19 protein-coding genes, 1 pseudogene and 1 riboswitch are annotated in these 19,186 nt (G+C 71.2%); of the genes and pseudogenes, 1 reads left to right on the top strand and 19 read right to left on the bottom strand.

Features of this window, described 5'->3' with window-relative positions; genetic code table 11:
- Positions 1 to 23 precede the first annotated feature (23 nt).
- From AB0A61_RS27725 to rpsB, 11 genes and pseudogenes are all read right to left on the bottom strand, one after another.
- Positions 24 to 818, bottom strand: a complete 795-nt coding sequence (locus AB0A61_RS27725; protein ID WP_361297696.1) for a maleylpyruvate isomerase family mycothiol-dependent enzyme — start codon at positions 816 to 818, stop codon at positions 24 to 26.
- 9 nt (positions 819 to 827) lie between these two features.
- The gene (locus tag AB0A61_RS27720; protein ID WP_361297693.1) at positions 828 to 1,862 is read right to left on the bottom strand and encodes an ABC transporter ATP-binding protein; all 1,035 of its coding nucleotides are present in this window, start codon (positions 1,860 to 1,862) and stop codon (positions 828 to 830) included.
- Positions 1,862 to 3,466, bottom strand: coding sequence for an iron ABC transporter permease (locus AB0A61_RS27715; RefSeq protein WP_361297690.1), 1,605 nt, complete (start codon positions 3,464 to 3,466; stop codon positions 1,862 to 1,864). The genes AB0A61_RS27720 and AB0A61_RS27715 overlap by 1 nt, the downstream gene beginning before the upstream one ends.
- A 92-nt stretch (positions 3,467 to 3,558) precedes the next feature.
- A complete protein-coding gene (locus tag AB0A61_RS27710) occupies positions 3,559 to 4,632 on the bottom strand; it encodes a thiamine ABC transporter substrate-binding protein (protein WP_361297687.1) in 1,074 nt (357 codons plus the stop codon).
- Between the two features lie 80 nt (positions 4,633 to 4,712).
- A riboswitch (TPP riboswitch) is annotated at positions 4,713 to 4,820 on the bottom strand.
- Positions 4,821 to 4,847: 27 nt separating this feature from the next.
- Positions 4,848 to 5,954: a 23S rRNA (adenine(2503)-C(2))-methyltransferase RlmN gene (gene rlmN, locus AB0A61_RS27705; RefSeq protein ID WP_361297684.1), complete on the bottom strand. Its 1,107-nt coding sequence runs from the start codon at positions 5,952 to 5,954 to the stop codon at positions 4,848 to 4,850.
- A gap of 71 nt (positions 5,955 to 6,025) precedes the next feature.
- A pseudogene (locus tag AB0A61_RS27700) lies at positions 6,026 to 6,139 on the bottom strand (polyisoprenoid-binding protein); the annotation flags it as partial.
- 56 nt (positions 6,140 to 6,195) lie between these two features.
- Positions 6,196 to 7,383 carry a phosphatidate cytidylyltransferase gene (locus AB0A61_RS27695; RefSeq protein WP_361297681.1) on the bottom strand — a complete coding sequence of 396 codons (1,188 nt, stop codon included), beginning with the start codon at positions 7,381 to 7,383 and terminating at the stop codon, positions 6,196 to 6,198.
- A complete protein-coding gene (frr, locus tag AB0A61_RS27690) occupies positions 7,383 to 7,940 on the bottom strand; it encodes a ribosome recycling factor (protein ID WP_361297678.1) in 558 nt (185 codons plus the stop codon). Before frr ends, AB0A61_RS27695 begins: the two co-directional genes overlap by 1 nt.
- Positions 7,941 to 8,123: 183 nt before the next feature.
- Positions 8,124 to 8,882, bottom strand: a complete 759-nt coding sequence (gene pyrH / locus AB0A61_RS27685; protein ID WP_361297675.1) for a UMP kinase — start codon at positions 8,880 to 8,882, stop codon at positions 8,124 to 8,126.
- A 196-nt stretch (positions 8,883 to 9,078) separates the two neighbouring features.
- Complete coding sequence (gene tsf, locus AB0A61_RS27680) at positions 9,079 to 9,915, bottom strand: translation elongation factor Ts (RefSeq protein ID WP_361297672.1); 837 nt, start codon at positions 9,913 to 9,915, stop codon at positions 9,079 to 9,081.
- 155 nt (positions 9,916 to 10,070) lie between these two features.
- Positions 10,071 to 10,985 (bottom strand): 30S ribosomal protein S2, encoded by a 915-nt coding sequence (rpsB, locus tag AB0A61_RS27675; protein WP_361297669.1) that lies wholly within the window; start codon positions 10,983 to 10,985, stop codon positions 10,071 to 10,073.
- Positions 10,986 to 11,506: 521 nt separating this feature from the next.
- Here rpsB and AB0A61_RS27670 point away from each other — a divergent pair.
- Positions 11,507 to 12,049, top strand: coding sequence for a M23 family metallopeptidase (locus AB0A61_RS27670; protein ID WP_361297666.1), 543 nt, complete (start codon positions 11,507 to 11,509; stop codon positions 12,047 to 12,049).
- Positions 12,050 to 12,225: 176 nt separating this feature from the next.
- On the opposite strand, the gene AB0A61_RS27665 is transcribed toward AB0A61_RS27670, so the two are convergent.
- From AB0A61_RS27665 to lepB, 8 genes are all read right to left on the bottom strand, one after another.
- Positions 12,226 to 12,783 (bottom strand): helix-turn-helix domain-containing protein, encoded by a 558-nt coding sequence (locus tag AB0A61_RS27665; RefSeq protein ID WP_361297801.1) that lies wholly within the window; start codon positions 12,781 to 12,783, stop codon positions 12,226 to 12,228.
- Between the two features lie 126 nt (positions 12,784 to 12,909).
- Entirely contained in the window at positions 12,910 to 13,752 is an 843-nt protein-coding gene (gene whiG, locus AB0A61_RS27660; protein WP_361297663.1) for an RNA polymerase sigma factor WhiG, read from the bottom strand.
- Positions 13,753 to 14,021: 269 nt separating this feature from the next.
- On the bottom strand, positions 14,022 to 15,182 hold the full coding sequence (gene dprA, locus AB0A61_RS27655) for a DNA-processing protein DprA (protein WP_361297660.1): 1,161 nt from the start codon (positions 15,180 to 15,182) through the stop codon (positions 14,022 to 14,024).
- Positions 15,179 to 16,804 (bottom strand): YifB family Mg chelatase-like AAA ATPase, encoded by a 1,626-nt coding sequence (locus tag AB0A61_RS27650; RefSeq protein WP_361297657.1) that lies wholly within the window; start codon positions 16,802 to 16,804, stop codon positions 15,179 to 15,181. Before AB0A61_RS27650 ends, dprA begins: the two co-directional genes overlap by 4 nt.
- Complete coding sequence (locus tag AB0A61_RS27645; protein WP_361297654.1) at positions 16,804 to 17,205, bottom strand: YraN family protein; 402 nt, start codon at positions 17,203 to 17,205, stop codon at positions 16,804 to 16,806. Before AB0A61_RS27645 ends, AB0A61_RS27650 begins: the two co-directional genes overlap by 1 nt.
- Positions 17,206 to 17,293: 88 nt before the next feature.
- Complete coding sequence (locus AB0A61_RS27640; RefSeq protein ID WP_008745401.1) at positions 17,294 to 17,602, bottom strand: DUF2469 domain-containing protein; 309 nt, start codon at positions 17,600 to 17,602, stop codon at positions 17,294 to 17,296.
- A gap of 56 nt (positions 17,603 to 17,658) precedes the next feature.
- Positions 17,659 to 18,126, bottom strand: a complete 468-nt coding sequence (locus AB0A61_RS27635; RefSeq protein ID WP_361297798.1) for an NUDIX hydrolase — start codon at positions 18,124 to 18,126, stop codon at positions 17,659 to 17,661.
- A gap of 94 nt (positions 18,127 to 18,220) precedes the next feature.
- Positions 18,221 to 18,997 (bottom strand): signal peptidase I, encoded by a 777-nt coding sequence (gene lepB / locus AB0A61_RS27630; protein WP_361297651.1) that lies wholly within the window; start codon positions 18,995 to 18,997, stop codon positions 18,221 to 18,223.
- Between the last annotated feature and the right edge of the window lie 189 nt (positions 18,998 to 19,186).

The following is a 19,186-nucleotide window of genomic DNA, read 5'->3' as shown; positions in this document are numbered from 1 at the left end:
ACCGGGAGACGGGCCGCAGTCGTTCACCCGAACGTGGCCCGCTGCAGCCAGAACTCCAGCAGCTCACGTTCGCCGAGCACCTCCAACTCCGGGCTGTCCAGCGGCAGTCGGTGGTAGAACGCGAGCAGGACGGAGGTGAGCGGCCCGCGCAGGGCGACCGTCGCCTTCTCGTGGCCGCGCCGCCAGGTGACGCCCTTCTCGGTGAGTTCGACGACCCACTCGGCATTCAGCTCGGGGCCGGTGTCGGTGGCGTGCAGGTGGATGCTGCGGCCCGGGCCGCGCAGTTCCGTGGCGTCCTTGCTCCGCCCCGCCTGCTGCACCCACTCCACGATCTGCAGCCACTCGTCGACCGCGTCGGCCGCCACATCCGGGGCGACCTCGTAGGGCAGCCCGGCGGCGAGCGTCGCGTCGGCCCGGTGGACGGTGATCTCGTGCGTCATGCGCCGCGCCCAGAAGCCGCTGTTGAGCACCCCGGCCCACGACCACACCTTGGTGTCCGGCCCGGCCTCCCGCAGGGCCTCGACGACCATCCGGCCGGTCTCGGCCAGCCAGGCGTCCAGCGCGGCTGCGTCGCCCTGCTTCTCCGGGCCCCTGGCCAGTGGGATCCGCTCCTCCGGGATGTCCTCCTGGGCCCGTGTCCGGACCAGCGCCTCCACCCAGCGCAGGGCCCCGCCCATGTGCCGTACCAGGTCCTCCAGTGACCAGTCCGGGCAGGTCGGCACGGTGGCGGACAGATCGGCACCCGAAGTGATCACGGCCCTCAGCCGGCCGACCTGGTGTGCGAGTTCATCACAGTAGCGCTCATGTGCGAGTGTCATGGCGCGACCCTACGGGCCCGATGATCTCCCCAGCACAGCAATTTCGGCCGCGTCGAACTCCACCCCGACCTCGTCCCCGACCTCCGGTGCCGCGCGCAGCGCGCAAGCGGCCTCCAGCCGCGGCGCGTCCCGGGGCTCGAGGTGGACGGCCACATGAGTGCCCTTGAAAGTGCGGGCGGCGACGGTGCAGCGCAGACCCTCTCCGGCGGGAAGGAGACGGACACCGGCGGGGCGTACGAGGAGGGTGTGCGGACCCTGCGGTGCGCCCTCGGGGACGGGGACCTTGCCCCACGGGGTGATCGCGGCCTCGCCGTCCACCGTCGCCTCGACGACGTTCTCGAAGCCGAGGAAGCGGGCCACGAAGGCGTCCGCCGGCCGCTGCCACACCTCAAGGGGCGTACCCGACTGGGCGATCCGCCCGTCCCGCATCACCACGACCCGGTCGGCGAGCGCGAAGGCCTCGCCCTGGTCGTGGGTGACGGCGAGCACCGTGGTGCCCAACCGCCCGAACAGCTCGCGCAGTTCGACGACGAGCCGCTCCCGCAGCGAGCGGTCCAGCTGGCCGAGCGGCTCGTCGAGCATCAGCAGCCGCGGCCGGGGGGCGAGCGCGCGGGCCAGCGCCACCCGCTGCTGCTCCCCGCCGGATAGGGCGGCCACGGCCCGGGACTGCGCGCCGGGCAGTCCGACCAGCTCCAGCAACTCCCGTACGCGGGCCGCCTGTTCGTTCTTGGGGGTGCCGCGCGTGCGCAGACCGAAGGCCACGTTGCCGCCGACGTCCCGCTGCGGGAAGAGCTGGTGGTCCTGGAACATCAGCCCCACCTCGCGCCGGTGCACCGGCACCCCTGCCTGGTTGCGTCCGTCGAGCAGCACCCGCCCGGAATCCAGCGGCTGCAGCCCGGCCACCGCGCGCAGCAGCGTCGACTTGCCGCTGCCGCTGGGACCGAGCACGCACACGATCTCGTGCTCGGCGACCGCCAGGTCCACGGCGTCGAGCACGGCCCGCCCACCGAATCGGACGGTCGCGGCATCCAGGCTCAGCAACATCAGAACTCCCCCGTCCGGTCCGCGACCCACGACTGCTCCAGCACCAGAAGAACGGTGGCGCACACGATCATCAGAATCGTCGACAGGGCCATCGCCTGCCCGTAGTTGAGGTCGCCGGGCCGCCCGAGCAGCCGCGCAACGGCGACCGGCAGGGTCGGGTTGTCCGGCCGGGCGATGAACACGGTCGCCCCGAACTCGCCGAGCGACACGGCGAAGGCGAACCCCGCGGCGATCAGCAGCGCCCGCCGCACCATCGGCAGGTCCACCTCCCGCCACACCCGCCACGGCGACGCCCCGAGCACCGCGGCCGCCTCCCGCAGCCGGGCGTCCACCGCCCGCAGCACGGGCAGCATGGTCCGCACCACGAACGGCACGCCCACCAGGGCCTGCGCGAGTGGTACGAGGATCCAGGAGGACCTGAGGTCCAACGGTGGTGTGTCCAGGGCGATCAGGAAGCCGAAGCCCACGGTCACCGCGGACACGCCGAGCGGCAGCATCAGCAGCGCGTCGAACCCGCGCACGATCCGGCCCGCGTCCCGGCGGGTGAGAGCGGCCGCGGCGAGACCGCCGATCACCACGGCGATGGCGGTGGCGGTGGCGGCGTACGACAGGGACGTACCGACGGCGTCGACCGGGGGCACCGGGAAGGTCCCGCCGTCGGCGTCCGTCAGCGCCCGGTAGTAGCCGAAGCCGGGTGTGTCCAGCGACCGCTGCACCAGCACGGCGAGCGGCAGCACCAGGAGCACGACGACGGTGGCGAGAACTCCCGCCAGCAGCGCCCACTGCCCCGCCCCGCGCGGCCGCCGGGCGGTCACGGACGCGTCCACCAGCCCGAGGCCGGTCTCCCGCCTGCGGACGGTCCAGGCGTGCACCATCAGGACCATGCCGACCGCCGCGAACTGGACGATCGTCAGGACCGCGGCCGTGGACAGGTCGAAGATCTCGGACGTCTGCCGGTAGATCTCCACTTCCAGGGTGGAGAAGGTGGGGCCGCCGAGGATCTGCACCACGCCGAAGGAGGTGAAGGTGAAGAGGAAGACCATGAGCGCGGCGGCGGCGACCGCGGGGGCGAGAGCCGGCAGCGTGACCCTCCGCCAGGCCGTCAGGGGCGACGCGCCGAGCATCCGCGCGGCCTCCTCCTGCCGCGGGTCGAGCTGCGCCCACAGGCCGCCGACGGTGCGTACGACGACGGCGTAGTTGAAGAAGACGTGCGCGAGCAGGATCGCCCACACGGTGGTGTCCAGCCGCACGCCCCACAACTCGTCGAGGAGCCCGCCGCGTCCGACGAGGGCGAGGAAGGCGGTGCCGACGACGACCGTGGGCAGCACGAAGGGCACGGTGACGATGGCCCGCAGCACCTGGCGGCCGGGGAAGTCCAGGCGGGCGAAGACGTACGCCCCGGGCAGCGCGATCAGCAGCGTGAGCGCGGTGGAGGCGAGCGCCTGCCAGGTGGTGAACCACAGCACGTGCCGGATGCCGGGCTGGGCGAGCACGTCCACGAGCCGCCCGAACTGCCAGGCCCCGCCGACCCGCAGGCCGCGCTCGACGATCGCGGCCACCGGGTAGGCGAAGAACAGCGCGAAGAACGCGACGGGCCCGGCCATGAGCCCGAGCCGCGCCGCGTTCCCCGTGCGGGTCCTGTGGCGGCCCGTTGGGGTGTCGGGGCCTGTGGGGGTGTGGCGGCCCTCGTGGGTGGCTACTTCAGTACGAGTGAGGTCCACGACTTGACCCACTGGTCACGGTTGGCGGCGATCTTGCCCGGAGCCATGTTCTCGGGGTCCTTGGCCGCGGGGCCGTACTGGGTGAACTCGGCGGGCACCGAGGTGCCCTGGACCACCGGGTACACGAACATGTTCAACGGCATGTCCTGCTGGAACTCCCTGGAGACCAGGAAGTCGATGAACGCCTTGCCGCCCTTGGTGTTCCTCGCGTTGCTCAGCAGCCCCGCGAACTCGATCTGGCGGAAGCAGGTGCCGGCCGCGACACCGGTGGGCGCGGTCTTGGGCCTGGGCTCGGCGAAGACGACCTCGGCGGGCGGGGAGGAGGCGTAGGAGACGACGAGCGGCCGGTCGCCCTTGGCCTTGTGGCCACCGGCGGACCCGGAGAACTCCTGGTCGTACGCCTGCTCCCAGCCGTCGACCACCTTGACGCCGTTGGCCTTCAGCTTCTTCCAGTACGCCTGCCAGCCGCCGTCGCCGTACCGGGCGGCCGTGCCGAGCAGGAAGCCGAGTCCGGGCGAGGAGGTGGCGGCGTTCTCGGTGACGAGGAGGTTCTTGTACTCCGGCCTGACGAGGTCGTCGAAGGAGGCCGGCGGGGTCAGCTTGTGGTCGGCGAAGTACTTCTTGTCGTAGTTGACGCAGATGTCGCCGTAGTCGACCGGGGTGACCCGGTGCCTGGCCCCGTCGAGTTGGTAGGGGGCGCCGACCTTGTCGAGCCCCCTGGCCTGGTACGGCTGGAACAGCCCGTTGTCGAGGGCGCGCGACAGCAGCGTGTTGTCGACGCCGAAGAAGACGTCACCCTGCGGGTTGTCCTTGGTGAGGATGGCCTTGTTGACGGCCTGTCCGGCGTCGCCGTCCTTGAGCACCTTGACCGTGTACCCGGACTGCTTCTCGAAGTCCTTGAGGACGTTCTTCGACACGGCCCACGAGTCGTGGCTGACGAGGGTCACCGTCTTGGAGTCGGCGGATCCCTTGTCGGCCGACGACCCGCACGCGGACAGCGTGACCAGGCCGAGCCCCACCGCCACGGCGACGAACCTCTTGTTGTGCACTGGATTCCTCCTGGGGTTGACCAGGAAGAGACGCGGCCCTGCCCGGGATCCGCCGGGGATCTCCGGGCAGGGCGCAACAGCTTGAGTGATGACCGAACTTCCTACCCAGAATGACCTGGGCGAGGTTCAGAGGGTCTGCGGCCCGGTTGCCGCACTCTCAGCGCTGTGGCGCTCCCCTGTCGGAATATGAGTATGAAGATGTGTACGGCCTCAGACTACCGCTCGGTGGCCGCGAGCTGACCGCATGCCCCGTCGATCTCCTGGCCCCGGGTGTCCCGGATGGTGACCGGCACCCCGTGGGCGGCGATCGCCTCCACGAACGCCTTCTCGTCCTCGGGCCGCGAGGCCGTCCACTTGGAGCCCGGCGTCGGGTTGAGCGGGATGAGGTTGACGTGCACCGGCTTGCCCTTGAGCAGCCGTCCGAGCCGGTCACCGCGCCAGGCCTGGTCGTTGATGTCCCGGATCAGGGCGTACTCGATGGACAGCCGGCGCCCCGACTTCGCGGCGTACTCGAACCCGGCGTCGAGGACCTCCCGCACCTTCCAGCGCGTGTTGACGGGGACCAGGGTGTCGCGCAGTTCGTCGTCCGGCGCGTGCAGCGAGACGGCGAGGCGGCACTTGAAGCCCTCGTCGGAGAACCGGTGGATCGCCGGGACGAGACCGACGGTCGAGACGGTGATGCCGCGCTGGGACAGCCCGAGCCCGTCCGGCTCGGGGTCGGTCAGCGCCCGGATGGCGCCGACGACGCGGTTGTAGTTGGCGAGCGGCTCACCCATGCCCATGAAGACGATGTTGGACAGACGCGCGGGACCACCGGGGACCTCCCCGTCCCGCAGGGCACGCATCCCGTCCACGATCTGGTGCACGATCTCGGCGGTCGACAGGTTGCGGTCCAGTCCGGCCTGCCCGGTCGCACAGAACGGGCAGTTCATGCCGCAGCCCGCCTGCGAGCTGATGCACATGGTGACCCGGTCCGGGTAGCGCATGAGCACCGACTCGACGAGCGTGCCGTCGAACAGCCGCCACAGCGTCTTGCGGGTGGTGCCCTGGTCGGTCGACAGGTGCCGGACGACCGTCATCAGGTCCGGAAGCAGCGCCTCACGCAGCTTGGCGCGCGATCCGGCGGGGATGTCGGTCCACTGCTCGGGGTCGTGCGCGTACCGCGCGAAGTAGTGCTGCGAAAGCTGCTTGGCACGAAACGGCTTCTCACCGATCTCGGCGACAGCCTCCTTGCGCTGGGCAGGCGTGAGATCGGCAAGGTGCCGCGGTGGCTTCTTGGCACCGCGGGGGGCGACGAAGGTGAGTTCTCCGGGCTTGGGCATGGTCTCACCAGTGTCTCAGATCGAATGGGGTGACCTGGGGTCCGCGCCGAGGTCCCCGGGTCGGTGCTTCTTCAGGGCGTGGGGGTGGCGCGGATGACGGCGATGTCGAACTGGAGGCGGACCTTCTCGCTCACCATGGCTCCGCCCCCGGCCGGCCTGGCGTCGTAGGTCAGGCCCCGGTCGGCAGAGGGGCCCGCCGTCCCGTGGACGACGAGCCCCTGCGGCCCGGGCGGGGCGCCGGTCAGGCGGACCCCACGAAGATCACCATCAGCAGCCACACCACCGGTGCCGTGGGCAGCAGCGAGTCCAGGCGGTCCATGATGCCGCCGTGCCCGGGGAGCAGCGTGCCCATGTCCTTGATCCCCAGGTCCCGCTTGATCATGGACTCGCCGAGGTCGCCGAGCGTGGCGCTGGCGGCGACGGCGAGGCCGAGCAGCAGGCCCTGCCACCAGGCGCCCCCGTCGATCAGGAACTGCATGCACAGCGCGCCCGCGGCCATGGCGAACGTGACCGCTCCGAGCAGGCCCTCACGGGTCTTCCCGGGGCTGATGCGCGGGGCCAGTTTGTGCCTGCCGAAGCGCCAGCCGACGGCGTAGGCCCCGGTGTCGCTGACCACCGTCAGGAGCAGGAAGGTCAGAACGCGGAACGGACCGTCCGCGGCAGTCAGCATCATCGCGACGAACGTGGCCAGGAACGGCACGTAGAAGGCGGCGAAGACCCCGGCCGTGACGTCCTTGAGGTAGCCCTCGGGGGGCTCCGTCATGCGCCACACCAGGATGGCCAGCGCGGTGAGTGCCATGGCCACCCAGGCGCCCTCGGCGCCCCGCACGTACCCGGCGACCACCATCGCCGCGCCGCCCACCGCGAGCGGCACCAGGGGCGCCCTGATGGCCTTGCGCTCCTGAAGCCGCTTGGTCAGCTCCCACAGGCCCACCACGACCGCGACCGCCACGACCCCGACGAACACGGCCTTGACGATGAACAGCGACGCGATGATCACCACACCGAGGCCGACACCGACCCCTATGGCGGCGCCCAGGTCGCGGCCCGCGCTCTTCTTCTGCGGCGCGGGCGCCGGCTGCGGGGCGTCGGGCATGGGCTCCGGATTCTGCGCGGCCGTCCTGCGGGAGGGCGACGTCTGCGGCGTGTCGTAGGACCGCGGCCGCATCGTGTCGTACGGATGCGTCTGCGGCGTGTCGTCGCGGAACGGGGGGCCGCCCGGCCGAGCGGCCCCCCGGTCGTCATCCTGGATTCCGCCGTGTGCGGGCACGTCGGGCACGATGGGCATGGGGCGAGTCTGCTGGGCGTCATGCGCATCGTACGCGGGGCCCGCCGGGGCGGCCCCCTGGACCGGACCCCGGGCAGAACCCTGGTCCGCGGGCCCCCAGTACCCCGCCGGTTGCGGCGCCCCCCAGGAAGAGTCGTTCATCAGACCTCGAGCAGCTCCGATTCCTTGTGCTTGAGGAGCTCGTCCACCTGCGCGACGTACTTCGCGGTGGTGTCGTCGAGCTCCTTCTCCGCACGGCGGCCCTCGTCCTCGCCGACCTCGCCGTCCTTGATCAGCTTGTCGATGGCCTCCTTGGCCTTGCGGCGCACGGAGCGAATCGAGATCTTGGCGTCCTCGCCCTTGCCCTTGGCGACCTTGATGTACTCGCGGCGGCGCTCCTCGGTGAGCTCGGGGAAGACCACCCGGATGATGTTGCCGTCGTTGCTCGGGTTGACGCCAAGGTCCGAGTCGCGGATCGCCTGCTCGATGTTGCGCAGCGCGCTCTTGTCGAACGGGGTCACGACCGCCATCCGCGGCTCCGGCACGGAGAACGAAGCCAGCTGGTTGATCGGCGTCGGCGCGCCGTAGTAGTCGGCCACGATCTTGTTGAACATCGCCGGGTGCGCACGGCCGGTGCGGATCGCGGCGAAGTCCTCCTTGGCGACCACGACGGCCTTCTCCATCTTCTCCTCGGCTTCGAGGAGGGTCTCTTCGATCACCACTTGCTCCTGCGTGTCTTGAGTAGGCCCGGCTGCGGTTCCTTGTCGGGGCCGACGGCCGGCTGCGTCGCGTCTTCTTCCTGCACGGTTCCCGACCGGCAGGACATTGTCCATCCCCCGGTCAGGGTCCGTCCCGTCCGTCGTCCGGACAGGTGCCGTCCCGCGGACCGGGAGGTCTGCCGGTCAGTCCCGGCTGCCTTGGTCACCCACAAGCGTGCCGATCTTCTCACCCTTGACGGCGCGGGCGATATTGCCCTCCTTGAGGAGTTCGAAGACGACGATCGGAAGCTTGTTGTCGCGGCACAGCGTGATGGCCGTGGCGTCGGCGACCTTCAGATCGCGCGTGATGACCTCGCCGTAGCCGAGGGAGTCGAACTTCACGGCGTCCGGGTTGGCCTTCGGGTCGGAGTCGTAAACCCCGTCCACACCGTTCTTGCCCATGAGGAGCGCCTCGGCGTCGATCTCCAGGGCGCGCTGGGCGGCGGTGGTGTCGGTGGAGAAGTACGGCATGCCCATACCGGCGCCGAAGATGACCACACGGCCCTTCTCCAGGTGGCGCACGGCGCGCAGCGGGATGTACGGCTCGGCGACCTGGCCCATGGTGATGGCGGTCTGGACCCGGCTGTCGATGCCTTCCCGCTCCAGGAAGTCCTGCAGGGCGAGGCAGTTCATCACGGTGCCGAGCATGCCCATGTAGTCGGAGCGGGCGCGGTCCATGCCCCGCTGCTGGAGTTCGGCGCCACGGAAGAAGTTGCCGCCGCCGATGACGACCGCGATCTGGGCGCCGTCCCGTACGACGGCCGCGATCTCGCGGGCAATGGCGTGCACCACGTCGGGATCGACGCCCAGGCCCCCGCCGCCGGAGAACGCCTCACCGGACAGCTTCAGCAGAAACCGGCCGGACACTTTGCCGTCGTCGCTTTTCTGGGCCTTGGTGGTCATCGGAGATTCCGCCTTTGTTACGTGGTGCACATACGAAGAAGGCCATTGCCGGTGGGGTGTGGTTCGCATCCCATCTGCGGCAATGGCCTCCTCGTCAGATCTGCTGTCGTCCGTCACGCGCGTGCGTGGCGTACGCGTGCGACATGGACGACTGCTGTCGACCCTATCCGGGTCGGGCGTCCGTCGCGGTACGGACTCAGATGCCGACCTTGATGCGCGTGAAGCGCTTCAGGGTGACACCGGCCTCGTCCAGGACCTTCTGGACGGACTTCTTGTTGTCCAGCGCGTACGGCTGGCCGAGCAGGGTGGCGTCCTTGAAGAAGCCGTTGAGACGACCCTCGACGATCTTGGCGATCGCGGCCTCGGGCTTGCCCTCGGCGCGGGTGGTCTCCTCGGCGATGCGGCGCTCGGACTCGACGACGTCGGCCGGGATGTCCTCCTTGGCGAGGTACTTCGGCGCGAAGGCGGCGATGTGCTGAGCGACGCCCTTGGCGACCTCGGCATTCGGCTTGTCGAGCTCGACGAGGACACCGATCTGCGGCGGCAGGTCGGGCATCGTACGGTGCATGTAGGCCGTGACGAAGCCGTCGGAGAACTGCGCGAAGCGGTCCAGGACGATCTTCTCGCCGAGGTTGGCGTTGGCCTCGTCCACGAACGCCTGGACGGTCTTGCCGGCCTCGATCTCGGAGGCGAGCAGCGCCTCGATGTCGGCCGGGGAGGTCTTGGCGACGTGCTCGGCGATCGCCTTGGCGACGGCCTGGAACTTGTCGCCCTTGGCGACGAAGTCCGTCTCGCACTTCAGCTCGACGAGGACACCGGAGGAGTTGTCGTCGGCGAGGATCGAGACCACGGCGCCGTTCTCGGCGGAGCGGCCCTCGCGCTTGGCGACGCCCTTCTGGCCCTTGATGCGCAGCGCCTCGACAGCCTTCTCGACGTTGCCCTCGGCCTCGTCCAGCGCCTTCTTGCAGTCCATCATGCCGGCGCCGGTGAGCTCACGGAGCTTCTTGACGTCGGCGGCGGTGTAGTTCGCCATGAGTCTGTGAATCTTTCTCGATGTCTGGAAGATCGAAGATCAGGGGGTCTGCGGTCCCATGTAGCGGGGGCTCGCTGACGCACCGCTGACCTACGGGTGAACGGCGGGAGCGGACTTCATGTCACCGCTCCCGCCGTCAACACTGACGCTGACGGTCAGGCCTGCTCGCCCTCGGCGGCCGGCGCCTCAGCGGCCGGCGCCTCAGCAGCGGGAGCCTCGGCGGCCGGCGCCTCAGCAGCGGGAGCCTCGGCGGCGGGAGCCTCGGCGGCCGGGGCGGCCTCCTCGGACTCGGCCTTCTTCTCACCCTCCAGCAGGTCGCGCTCCCACTCGGCGAGCGGCTCGCCCGCGGCCTTCTCGCCCTTGCCCTCGGTGGCGACGCCCGAGCGGGCGATCAGGCCCTCGGCGACGGCGTCGGCGATCACGCGGGTGAGCAGGGTGACGGAACGGATCGCGTCGTCGTTGCCCGGGATCTTGTAGTCGACCTCGTCGGGGTCGCAGTTGGTGTCGAGGATGGCGACGACCGGGATGTTGAGCTTGCGGGCCTCGCCGACCGCGATGTGCTCCTTCTTGGTGTCCACGATCCAGACGGCGCTCGGCACCTTCTGCATCTCGCGGATACCACCGAGGGTCTTCTCCAGCTTGGCCTTCTCGCGGGAGAGGACCAGGAGCTCCTTCTTGGTCAGACCGGAGGACGCGACGTCCTCGAAGTCGATCTGCTCAAGCTCCTTCAGGCGCTGCAGACGCTTGTAGACGGTCGAGAAGTTGGTGAGCATGCCGCCCAGCCAGCGCTGGTTGACGTAGGGCATGCCGACGCGGGTGGCCTGCTCGGCGATGGCCTCCTGCGCCTGCTTCTTCGTACCGACGAACATGACCGTGCCGCCGTGGGCGACGGTCTCCTTGACGAACTCGTAGGCGCGGTCGATGTACGACAGCGACTGGAGCAGGTCGATGATGTAGATGCCGTTGCGCTCGGTGAAGATGAAGCGCTTCATCTTCGGGTTCCAGCGACGGGTCTGGTGACCGAAGTGGACGCCGCTCTCCAGCAGCTCCCGCATCGTGACGACGGCCATGGCCGTACTCTCCTTGAGTTTCTCGGTTGTGCCGCGGATGCCGGACGGCTCCCGCGCCTGACGCCCGCGGTGCGCCGTGCCACGAAGGACCGAGGGGCGCTGACACCGACCGTTGCCGGCCGTGAATGTCGGGGCGTGCGAAGTCGACCCGGTGACCCGGGTCGCCACCAGAAGTGTACGGGACCGGGGAGGCACCGGGTGACGCCGCTGTCCACAACCGGTGAGTTGTCCACAGATCCCGGCCATGATCGCCAAGGGTGCGGGACGGTGGGCGCATGGATCGGATGCGAATGCGGCGGCGCTCGGGTGTGTCGCCGGGTGCGGGGTTGGGTGCGGGGTTGGTTGCCGGACTGAGTGTGGGGCTGGGTGTGTGCCTGCTGCTGGTATTGGCGGGCGGCGTTCCGGCCTCGGCGGCATGGGCGGCCGGTGGACCGGCTCCTCCGGCTGTCCCGGTTGTACTGGCTTCTCCGGCTTCTCCGGCTTCTCCGGCTCCTGGGGGACGGGCGGGGACGGATGCGGGGGTGACGGCGGGGGCGGACGGGCGGACACCGGCGGGGACGAGTGGGCCGGCGTCGGCGGGGGCGGATGGGGCGGTGCCGGCGGCGCCTGAGGTGGCGCGCGTGTGGCCGGTGGGGGTGCGGCCCGCGGTCGTCCGCGGGTGGGAGCCCCCGGCGACGGTGTACGGCCCGGGGCACCGGGGGGTGGACCTGGCGGCACCGGCGGGCGCTCCCGTACGGACGGTCGCCGCGGGCCGGGTGCTCTTCGCCGGCCGGGTCGCCGGGCGGGGCGTGGTGTCGGTGGCGCTGACGGGGTCCGGCGACCCGCCGCTGCGCACGACGTACGAACCCGTGCGGGCGTCGGTACGGAAGGGGGACGACGTGGCGGCGGGCGAGGTGATCGGCACGGTGGAGGCGACGGGGTCACACTGCGCGACGGCGTGCGTTCACTGGGGGTTGCTGAGAGGCGACACCTACCTGAACCCGCTGTTGCTGCTGCCGCCCTGGCTGCTGCGATCCGGACCCTCGAGGTTGCTGCCGGTAGTGGGGATTCCACTGCCGGCCTGATCCCGGGAGTGCCGACCTCGCCCCGGGCGTGCCGGCCTGCCCCCTGGGAGTCGTCCGGCACAGGGCAGGGTCCCGGACGCGGGACCCCGCAAGAGCACGGTCCCGGGCGCGGGAGGCGACGCGACTGGTGGCTGCTGGTGCCGCGGCAGCCCAGCGGCTTCCGCGGTCCCCGGGGCTCAGCCCCGGACACCTCGCAGCGCCATCGCCACGGCCGCGTCCGTGACCTCCGCCGGATCCTCCGCCGCGCCGAGCTCGATCCGCCGCACCGCCGCGTCGACGACGCCCTGGAGCAGCACCGCGGCCAACCTCGGCCGGGCGTGTCCCATGTCCGCCAGTGCCTCGACGATCATCGCGACCAGCCCACCGTGCGCGGCCCGGATCTTCTCCCGGGCCGCCGCGTCGAGCTCACTGGCGGAGATCGCCACCACGGCCCGGTGCCGCCGGTCCCCGACCAGCGCGAGCTGCACGCGGACATACGCCTCGATCTTGGCCTGCGGCCCCTGCGCCCGCTCCATCGCGGCCGAGACCTCCGCGGCCCACACCGGAAAGTCGACCCGGCACAGCTCCTCGACCACCGCGGCCCGTGACGGGAAGTACTCGTACACCGAGGACCGCGCCAGCCCCGTCCGCTCGGCCAGAGCCGGGAAAGTCAGCGCCTCCGTGCCGCCCTCGGCCAGCAGGGACCGCGCCGCGTCCAGGAGGGCGGCTCGCCGCATCGACCGGTGCTCGGCCACGGAGGCCGCTCGAATCCTTGGCACGTCGACCACTGTACGGACGCGCCACCCGGGACGGGAGCGTCTTGCATCCCCGGCCGCGCCCCGTGTCCCCCTCGACTCCCGATCCCCTCGTCTCCCGCCGGGTCACCGTCCGAAACTCGCCAGCTTCGCGCGCAGTTGCAGCACCGACTTGGTGTGGATCTGGCTGACCCGGCTCTCGGTCACGCCGAGCACGTTGCCGATCTCGGCGAGGGTGAGCCCCTCGTAGTAGTACAGCGTGACCACGGTCTTCTCACGCTCGGGCAGCGTGTTGATCGCACGTGCCAGGAACCGCCGCAGCTCCCGGTCCTCGGCCACCTCGACGGGGTTGTCGGCGGCGGTGTCCTCCAGCGTGTCCATGAAGCTCAGGCCGTCACCGTCCTCGCTGCCGACGTGCAGCAGCTCCTCCAGTGCGACCACATTGGCCAGCGACAACTGGCTGAACACGGCGTGCAGCTCGTCCACCGCGATGCCCATCTCGGCGGCGACCTCCCCCTCCGTCGGCGTGCGCCGCAACCGGGCCTCCAGCGTGGCGTAGGCCCGCTCCACGTTCCGCGCCTTCTGCCGCACCGACCGCGGGATCCAGTCCAGCGCCCGCAGTTCGTCGATCATGGCGCCCCGGATCCGGGTGATCGCATAGGTCTCGAACTTGATCTCCCGGTCGATGTCGAACTTCTCGATCGCGTCGATGAGCCCGAAGACCCCCGAGGAGACGAAGTCGGCCTGCTCCACGTTGGGCGGCAGACCGACACTCACCCGTCCCGCCACGTACTTCACCAGCGGCGAGTAGTGCAGGATCAGCTGCTCCCGCAGCCGCTCGTCCCCCGTCGCCTTGTACGACCGCCACAGCTCGTCGAGCGTCGAGGGAGCGGGCGGCCGCACGCTGCCACCGTCGCGGGCGGCTGGGGGGATCGCCGCCCGGTCGGACCCGGAGGTGTGCTGGGGCATTCGTCGCCTTGTGTCGTTCTGCCGTGAAGTGGGGGTGCCGGTGGGGCGTGTCGGTCTGGTGTCGATTCGGGTGTCTGCGTCGGAACCTCGTGAGCGTAGCGTGACTGGAGTGTCGCGGTGCGCGAACGGCGAGGCGCGGAGCGTGCGCAGATTCGTTCCGCTGAGCGCCCCGCCGGGTCATGGGCGTCACCCTCGGTGACTGAGGGAGCCCCCGACGGCGGGAATCCGCGCAGGCCGGGAGGTTCGCCCGAACGGCCGAACACGCTCGGTCAGCATCGAGGTGGTCCGAACCGGGCCGGGGTCATCGCCTCGCGTGTCAACTTCCAGCCATCGCCATGTCGTTCGACATAGCCAAGTGATCGGAGCTCGTACAGTCTCGCGATCACGTCGTCCTCCGTCGTCCGGGCGGCGCGCGCGAGCTCGGCCGGTGTCGCCGCGCGGTGGGCGGGCAGGGCGGACAGGACGTCTGCGGTGTCCGGTTCCAGCAGGTCGCGCGGCAGTACGGGACCGCGCCGGGGCGGGGCCAGTTCTCCCATGTCGCCGACCAGTTCGACGACCTCGGCGGCATCGGTGACCAGCGTCGCCTCACCCCGCAGCAGTTCGTGGACGCCGGCGGACAGCGCGCTGGTGGCCGGACCGGGGACCCCCATGGTGTGGCGGCCCAGCCGCTGCGCCGCGCGAGCGGTGACCAGGGACCCGCTGCGGTGCGCGGCCTCGATGACCACGGTGGCGCGGGTGAGCGCGGCGATGACCCTGTTGCGGACGATGAATCTGCTCGGCGTCGGGTGATCGCCCGGCGGCAGCTCGCCGATGACCAGGCCCTGTCCGGCGATTCTGCCGATCAGTTCGGTGTGCCCCGGGGGGTAGGGCCGGTCGACACCGCAGGCCAGGACCGCGACGGTGGCGCCGCCGGCGCCGAGCGCGCCTCGGTGGGCGGCGCCGTCGACCCCGTAGGCACCGCCGGACACCACGACCCAGCCGCGCTCGGCAAGTCCGGCGGCGAGGGTGGTGGCCATGTGGGCGCCGTACTCGGTGCAGGCACGGGCGCCGACGACGGCGACGGATGTGAGCGCCCAGGTGCGCAGGCTGGGCCGGCCGCGCACCCACAGCCCCGTGGGGCGCGCGTCCCCCAGGTCGTCGAGTTGCGCGGGCCATTCGGTGTCACCGGGGCAGACGAACCGGACGTCGGCGCTGCGCGCGAGGGCGAGGTCCCGCTCCGGCTCGGCTCGCGCGGCGCGCGCCCGCAGCCCCGCCCACCGCTTGTCGGACACACCGTGCGGCGGCGGCCCACCCACCCGCAGCCGCCGCGCCACCTCCACGGCTCCGAGCTCGCGCACCCACCGCCCACCGACCTCGTCACCCGGCTCGACGACGCGACTGAGGAAGACCCGGGCGAGCAGTTCGGCGTCGGCGTCGTGCTCGGCGGTCACCTCGGTGCCCCGATGGCCATGGGGACGCCCCGCGGCACTCCGGTGCGCAGTTGCAGCGCCAGGGCGACGTCCGTCGCGTCGGGCCGGTCGTGGCCGACGAGGTCCGCGACCGTCCAGGCGACACGGAGCACGCGATCGAGACCACGGGCCGTAAGGACGCCGCGCTCCAGGTTGCGCTCGGCCTCGTCCATCGCACCGCTCACGGCATGCCAGCGATTGCGCAGTTCCCGCCCCGGCACCTCGCTGTTCGTCCGCCAGGGCGTTCCGGCAAGCCGTGCGGCCGCGCGTTCCCGGGCGGCTCGCACCCGGTCGCCGACCGTCGCCGTGGACTCGCCGCCGGCGCCCCTGTGGGCGAGCTCGGCCCGGGTGACCGGGTCCACCTCGACCCGGAGATCGACCCGGTCGATCAGCGGGCCGGAGATCCGGGCCTGGTAGCGGCGGATGGCCGAGGGCGGGCACTCGCACAGGGTGTCCCGCTGCGAGAAGCGGCCGCAGGGACACGGATTGGCCGCGAGCACCATGAGGCACTTCGCCGGAAAGCGCACGACGCCCGCACTGCGGGCGATGACCACATGCCCCGCCTCCAGGGGCTGGCGCAGGGCGTCGAGGGCCCGGCTGCTGAACTCCGGTGTCTCGTCGAGGAAGAGCACCCCGCGGTGGGCCAGCGAGACGGCACCCGGCCGGGCGATGCCGGGGCCGCCGCCGACCAGTGCCTGCATGGTAGCCGAGTGGTGCGGGGCGCAGTAGGGCGCGACGTCGATCAGCGGTTTGCCGACAGGCAGCAGTCCGGCCACCGAGTGCACCGCCGTGACCTCCAGGGACTCCTCCCGGCCGAGCGGGGGCAGCACCGAGGGCAACCGCTCCGCCAGCATGGTCTTGCCCGCGCCCGGCGGCCCTTCCAGGAACAGGTGGTGCCCGCCGGCCGCGGCGACCTCCACCGCGGTCCGCGCCGACATCTGGCCGACGACGTCGGCCAGGTCATGTCCGTGGTCGTGCTGGGCCGCGCCCATGCCGTGCATGCCCGTGGCCGCGCCGGTTCCGGGTACCCGCAGGCCGGCGAGCAGCGGATCCGGCCGCCCCTGTTCGTCCGGCTCCTCCTCCGGTACGGGCTCGTCGGTCAGCACGGCGATCAGCTGGCGCAGGCTGCGTACACCGAGCACGGACACACTGGGGACGAGGGCGGCCTCGGCCGCGGCGGATTCGGGCACGACCACCTGTTCGTACCCCGCGTCCGCCGCGGCCAGGACGGCCGGGAGGATGCCTCGGACGGGGCGCACCCGCCCGTCCAGGCCGAGCTCTCCGATCATCACGATGTCGGCGAGCACCCGCGGGTCGATCCGCTCGGCGGCGCCGAGCACCGCGCAGGCGACGGCCAGGTCGAAACCACTGCCGGCCTTCGGCACCGAGGCCGGGCTGAGTCCCACCGTGAGCTTCTTCTGCGGCCACTCCGCACCCGAGTTGACCACTGCGGCCCGCACCCGGTCGCGGCTTTCGGTCAGGCTCTTGTCCGGCAGTCCGACCAGGGTGAATGCGGCCACGCCCGGTTCCAGGTCGGCCTGCACCTCGACGACCACGCCCTCGACGCCGACGAGGGCCACGGAGCACGTGCGCGCGAACCCCATCAAGCCACCCCCCGCGCGTGCTCGACCACGGGTGCGCCGCGGCGAGGCAGGAGTACCCCGACCAGGTCGATACGGACGCCTCCCGCGGGTGCGCCTCCGTGGGACTGGATCCAGCGTTCGGCGAGGCCGCGCAGACGCCGTGCCTTGTCCGCGGTGACCGCGGCCATGGGGTACCCGAAGGGTCCCGCCCTGCGGGTCTTCACCTCGCAGACGACCAGGACGTCGCCGTCCCTGGCCACGATGTCGATCTCGCCCGTCCTGCCGCAGCGCCAGTTGCGGGCCAGGACCGACATCCCGGTCTCCGTCAGCCGCCGTGCGGCCAGGCCCTCTCCGTACTTGCCGAGTGCGCTGCGTGCCCGATGTGTGCTCATGTCGGCACCACCTCCGGCGCCAACCGTCACGCATCCGGCCCGACCGATTGGATCTTGGTGGGCTACTCGGCGGTTGTGGACAACTCCATCACTCGTACGGGTGATCAGAGCCCGGCGGTCAGCCGCCCGGCAGCTCCAGATCGGTCTTGTTCAGCTCCTCGATGTTCACATCCTTGAAGGTGAGGACGCGTACCTGCTTCACGAAGCGAGCAGGCCGGTACATGTCCCACACCCAGGCGTCCGCCATGGAAACCTCGAAGAACACCTCGCCCTGGACCGAGTGGACCTGCATCTCGTAGTCGTTGGTGAGGTAGAAGCGCCGCTCGGTCTCGATCACGTATTTGAACAGACCGACGACATCGCGGTACTCCCGGTAGAGCTTGAGCTCCATCTCGGTCTCGTACTTTTCGAGGTCCTCGGCGCTCATGGCATGTTCCCCTTCAGCCGTGCGATCCCCCCATTGTGCGCCAGTCTTGTGAGGCCCTAGACGATTTCCGTATCAAGGGTCACAGGCCTGGCCGGGGGACCTTCGTCGAGCAGTGTGCGGAGCAGCTCGGCGAGTCTGGTCGGATACACCGTCTCATGTGCCCGGGTCAGTTCCCCACACGTCCACCAGCGTGCTCCGGCGACACTTCGCCGCTCCAGCTCCGTGAGGCCCAGGGCTTCGGTCCCCGTCTGGGTCGTGCGGGCCAGGTAGTACCACTCGTCCTGGTCCCAGCGGCGGCCCGCGAACGGGAACGAGCACCGGCGCCGCCACACCACCGGGCCCAGTTCGACCTCGGTGACGCCGGTCTCCTCCGCGAGTTCCCTGAGAGCGGCCTCCTCTCGCGTCTCGTCGCCCTCCAGACCGCCGCCGGGTGTGAACCACCAGTCGTCGGCCGGATCGCCCGGCTCATGGCCGTGCAGGAGGAGGATGCGGTCCTCGGGGTCCAGCAGGACGACCCGGGCCACCTTGCGCGGCCCGCCGTCGTGCGCGTCGCCACGGGGGCCGTCGTGCGCGTCGTCGCAGGAGCCGTGCCGCGCCGTCGGGTCGGTGTCCGTCACCTCACCGGGCACCCGCGGGCTCCGTCCGCGTGCGGCCCCGGGAGCGGCCCAGCCGCTTGGCGATCGGGCCGTAGGCGCCGCCGGCGAGGACGAGGACGGCGCCGGCGATGATCAGGAGGACGATCGTGCGCAGCGGTCCGGGCTGCGAGAGGGCGCCCAGGGTCTCGAAGCCGGTGGGGCGCTCCAGCATGCCCTTGGCGGGCCATACGACGGCGTCCACCCGGGCGGTCACTGCGCCACGCGAGACGGTGCCGCTCGCCGCGTCCGTGAGGTGGGCGCTGGAGTCCAGGGAGCCCTGGCGTTCGTCACCGAGCAGGAACAGGCGGCCCGCGGGCACCGTGACGGTCGGGAAGTTCTTGATCTCGGCGACGCCCCCCTTCAGGTAGGGCTCGTCGATCTCCTTGCCGTTGACGCTCAGCTTGCCCTGCTTGCAGCAGGAGACCGTGTCGCCGCCGACGGCGACGACCCGCTTGACCACGGGGGCGTTGGTCACCCAGCTCTTGTCGGTGAAGACGACGACATCGCCGCGGCGGACCTCACTGCCGCTGACGCGCTGCGCCAGGACGCGGTCGCCCATGTTGATCGTCGGCGTCATCGAGCTGGTGGGCACGGTGTACGGCCGGTAGACCACCGCTCCCCATGCGAATCCTCCGAGGAACAGCAGCAGGCCCAGCGCGACGGCCAGCCCGGACAAACGCTGCCCGGTCCGGCTGCCCACCTGGCTCCTGCCTGTGCCGCCGCTGCGCGGGGCCGTACGCGTCGTGCTCTCGCCACCCATGGATCCGCACCCTACCCGGCGGTTGGGAAGCGGGGGAGTCCCTCTTTCGGGACCGCGATCACAGCTCCACGTGGGCTTCACGGAGGACGGGCGGTAGGAGCGGAATGCCGCGTACCACCCGCCGACGCGCGCACGGCTCCGGGCCGATGCCACTCAGCGACTCTTCCGGACGATGCCACTCAGCGACTC

Origin of the sequence: Streptomyces sp. NPDC046197, from assembly GCF_040646295.1 — a bacterium.
Classification (GTDB): domain Bacteria; phylum Actinomycetota; class Actinomycetes; order Streptomycetales; family Streptomycetaceae; genus Streptomyces.
Note: the sequence above shows the minus strand (reverse complement) of the source record. Positions and strands in the feature narration are given on the sequence as shown.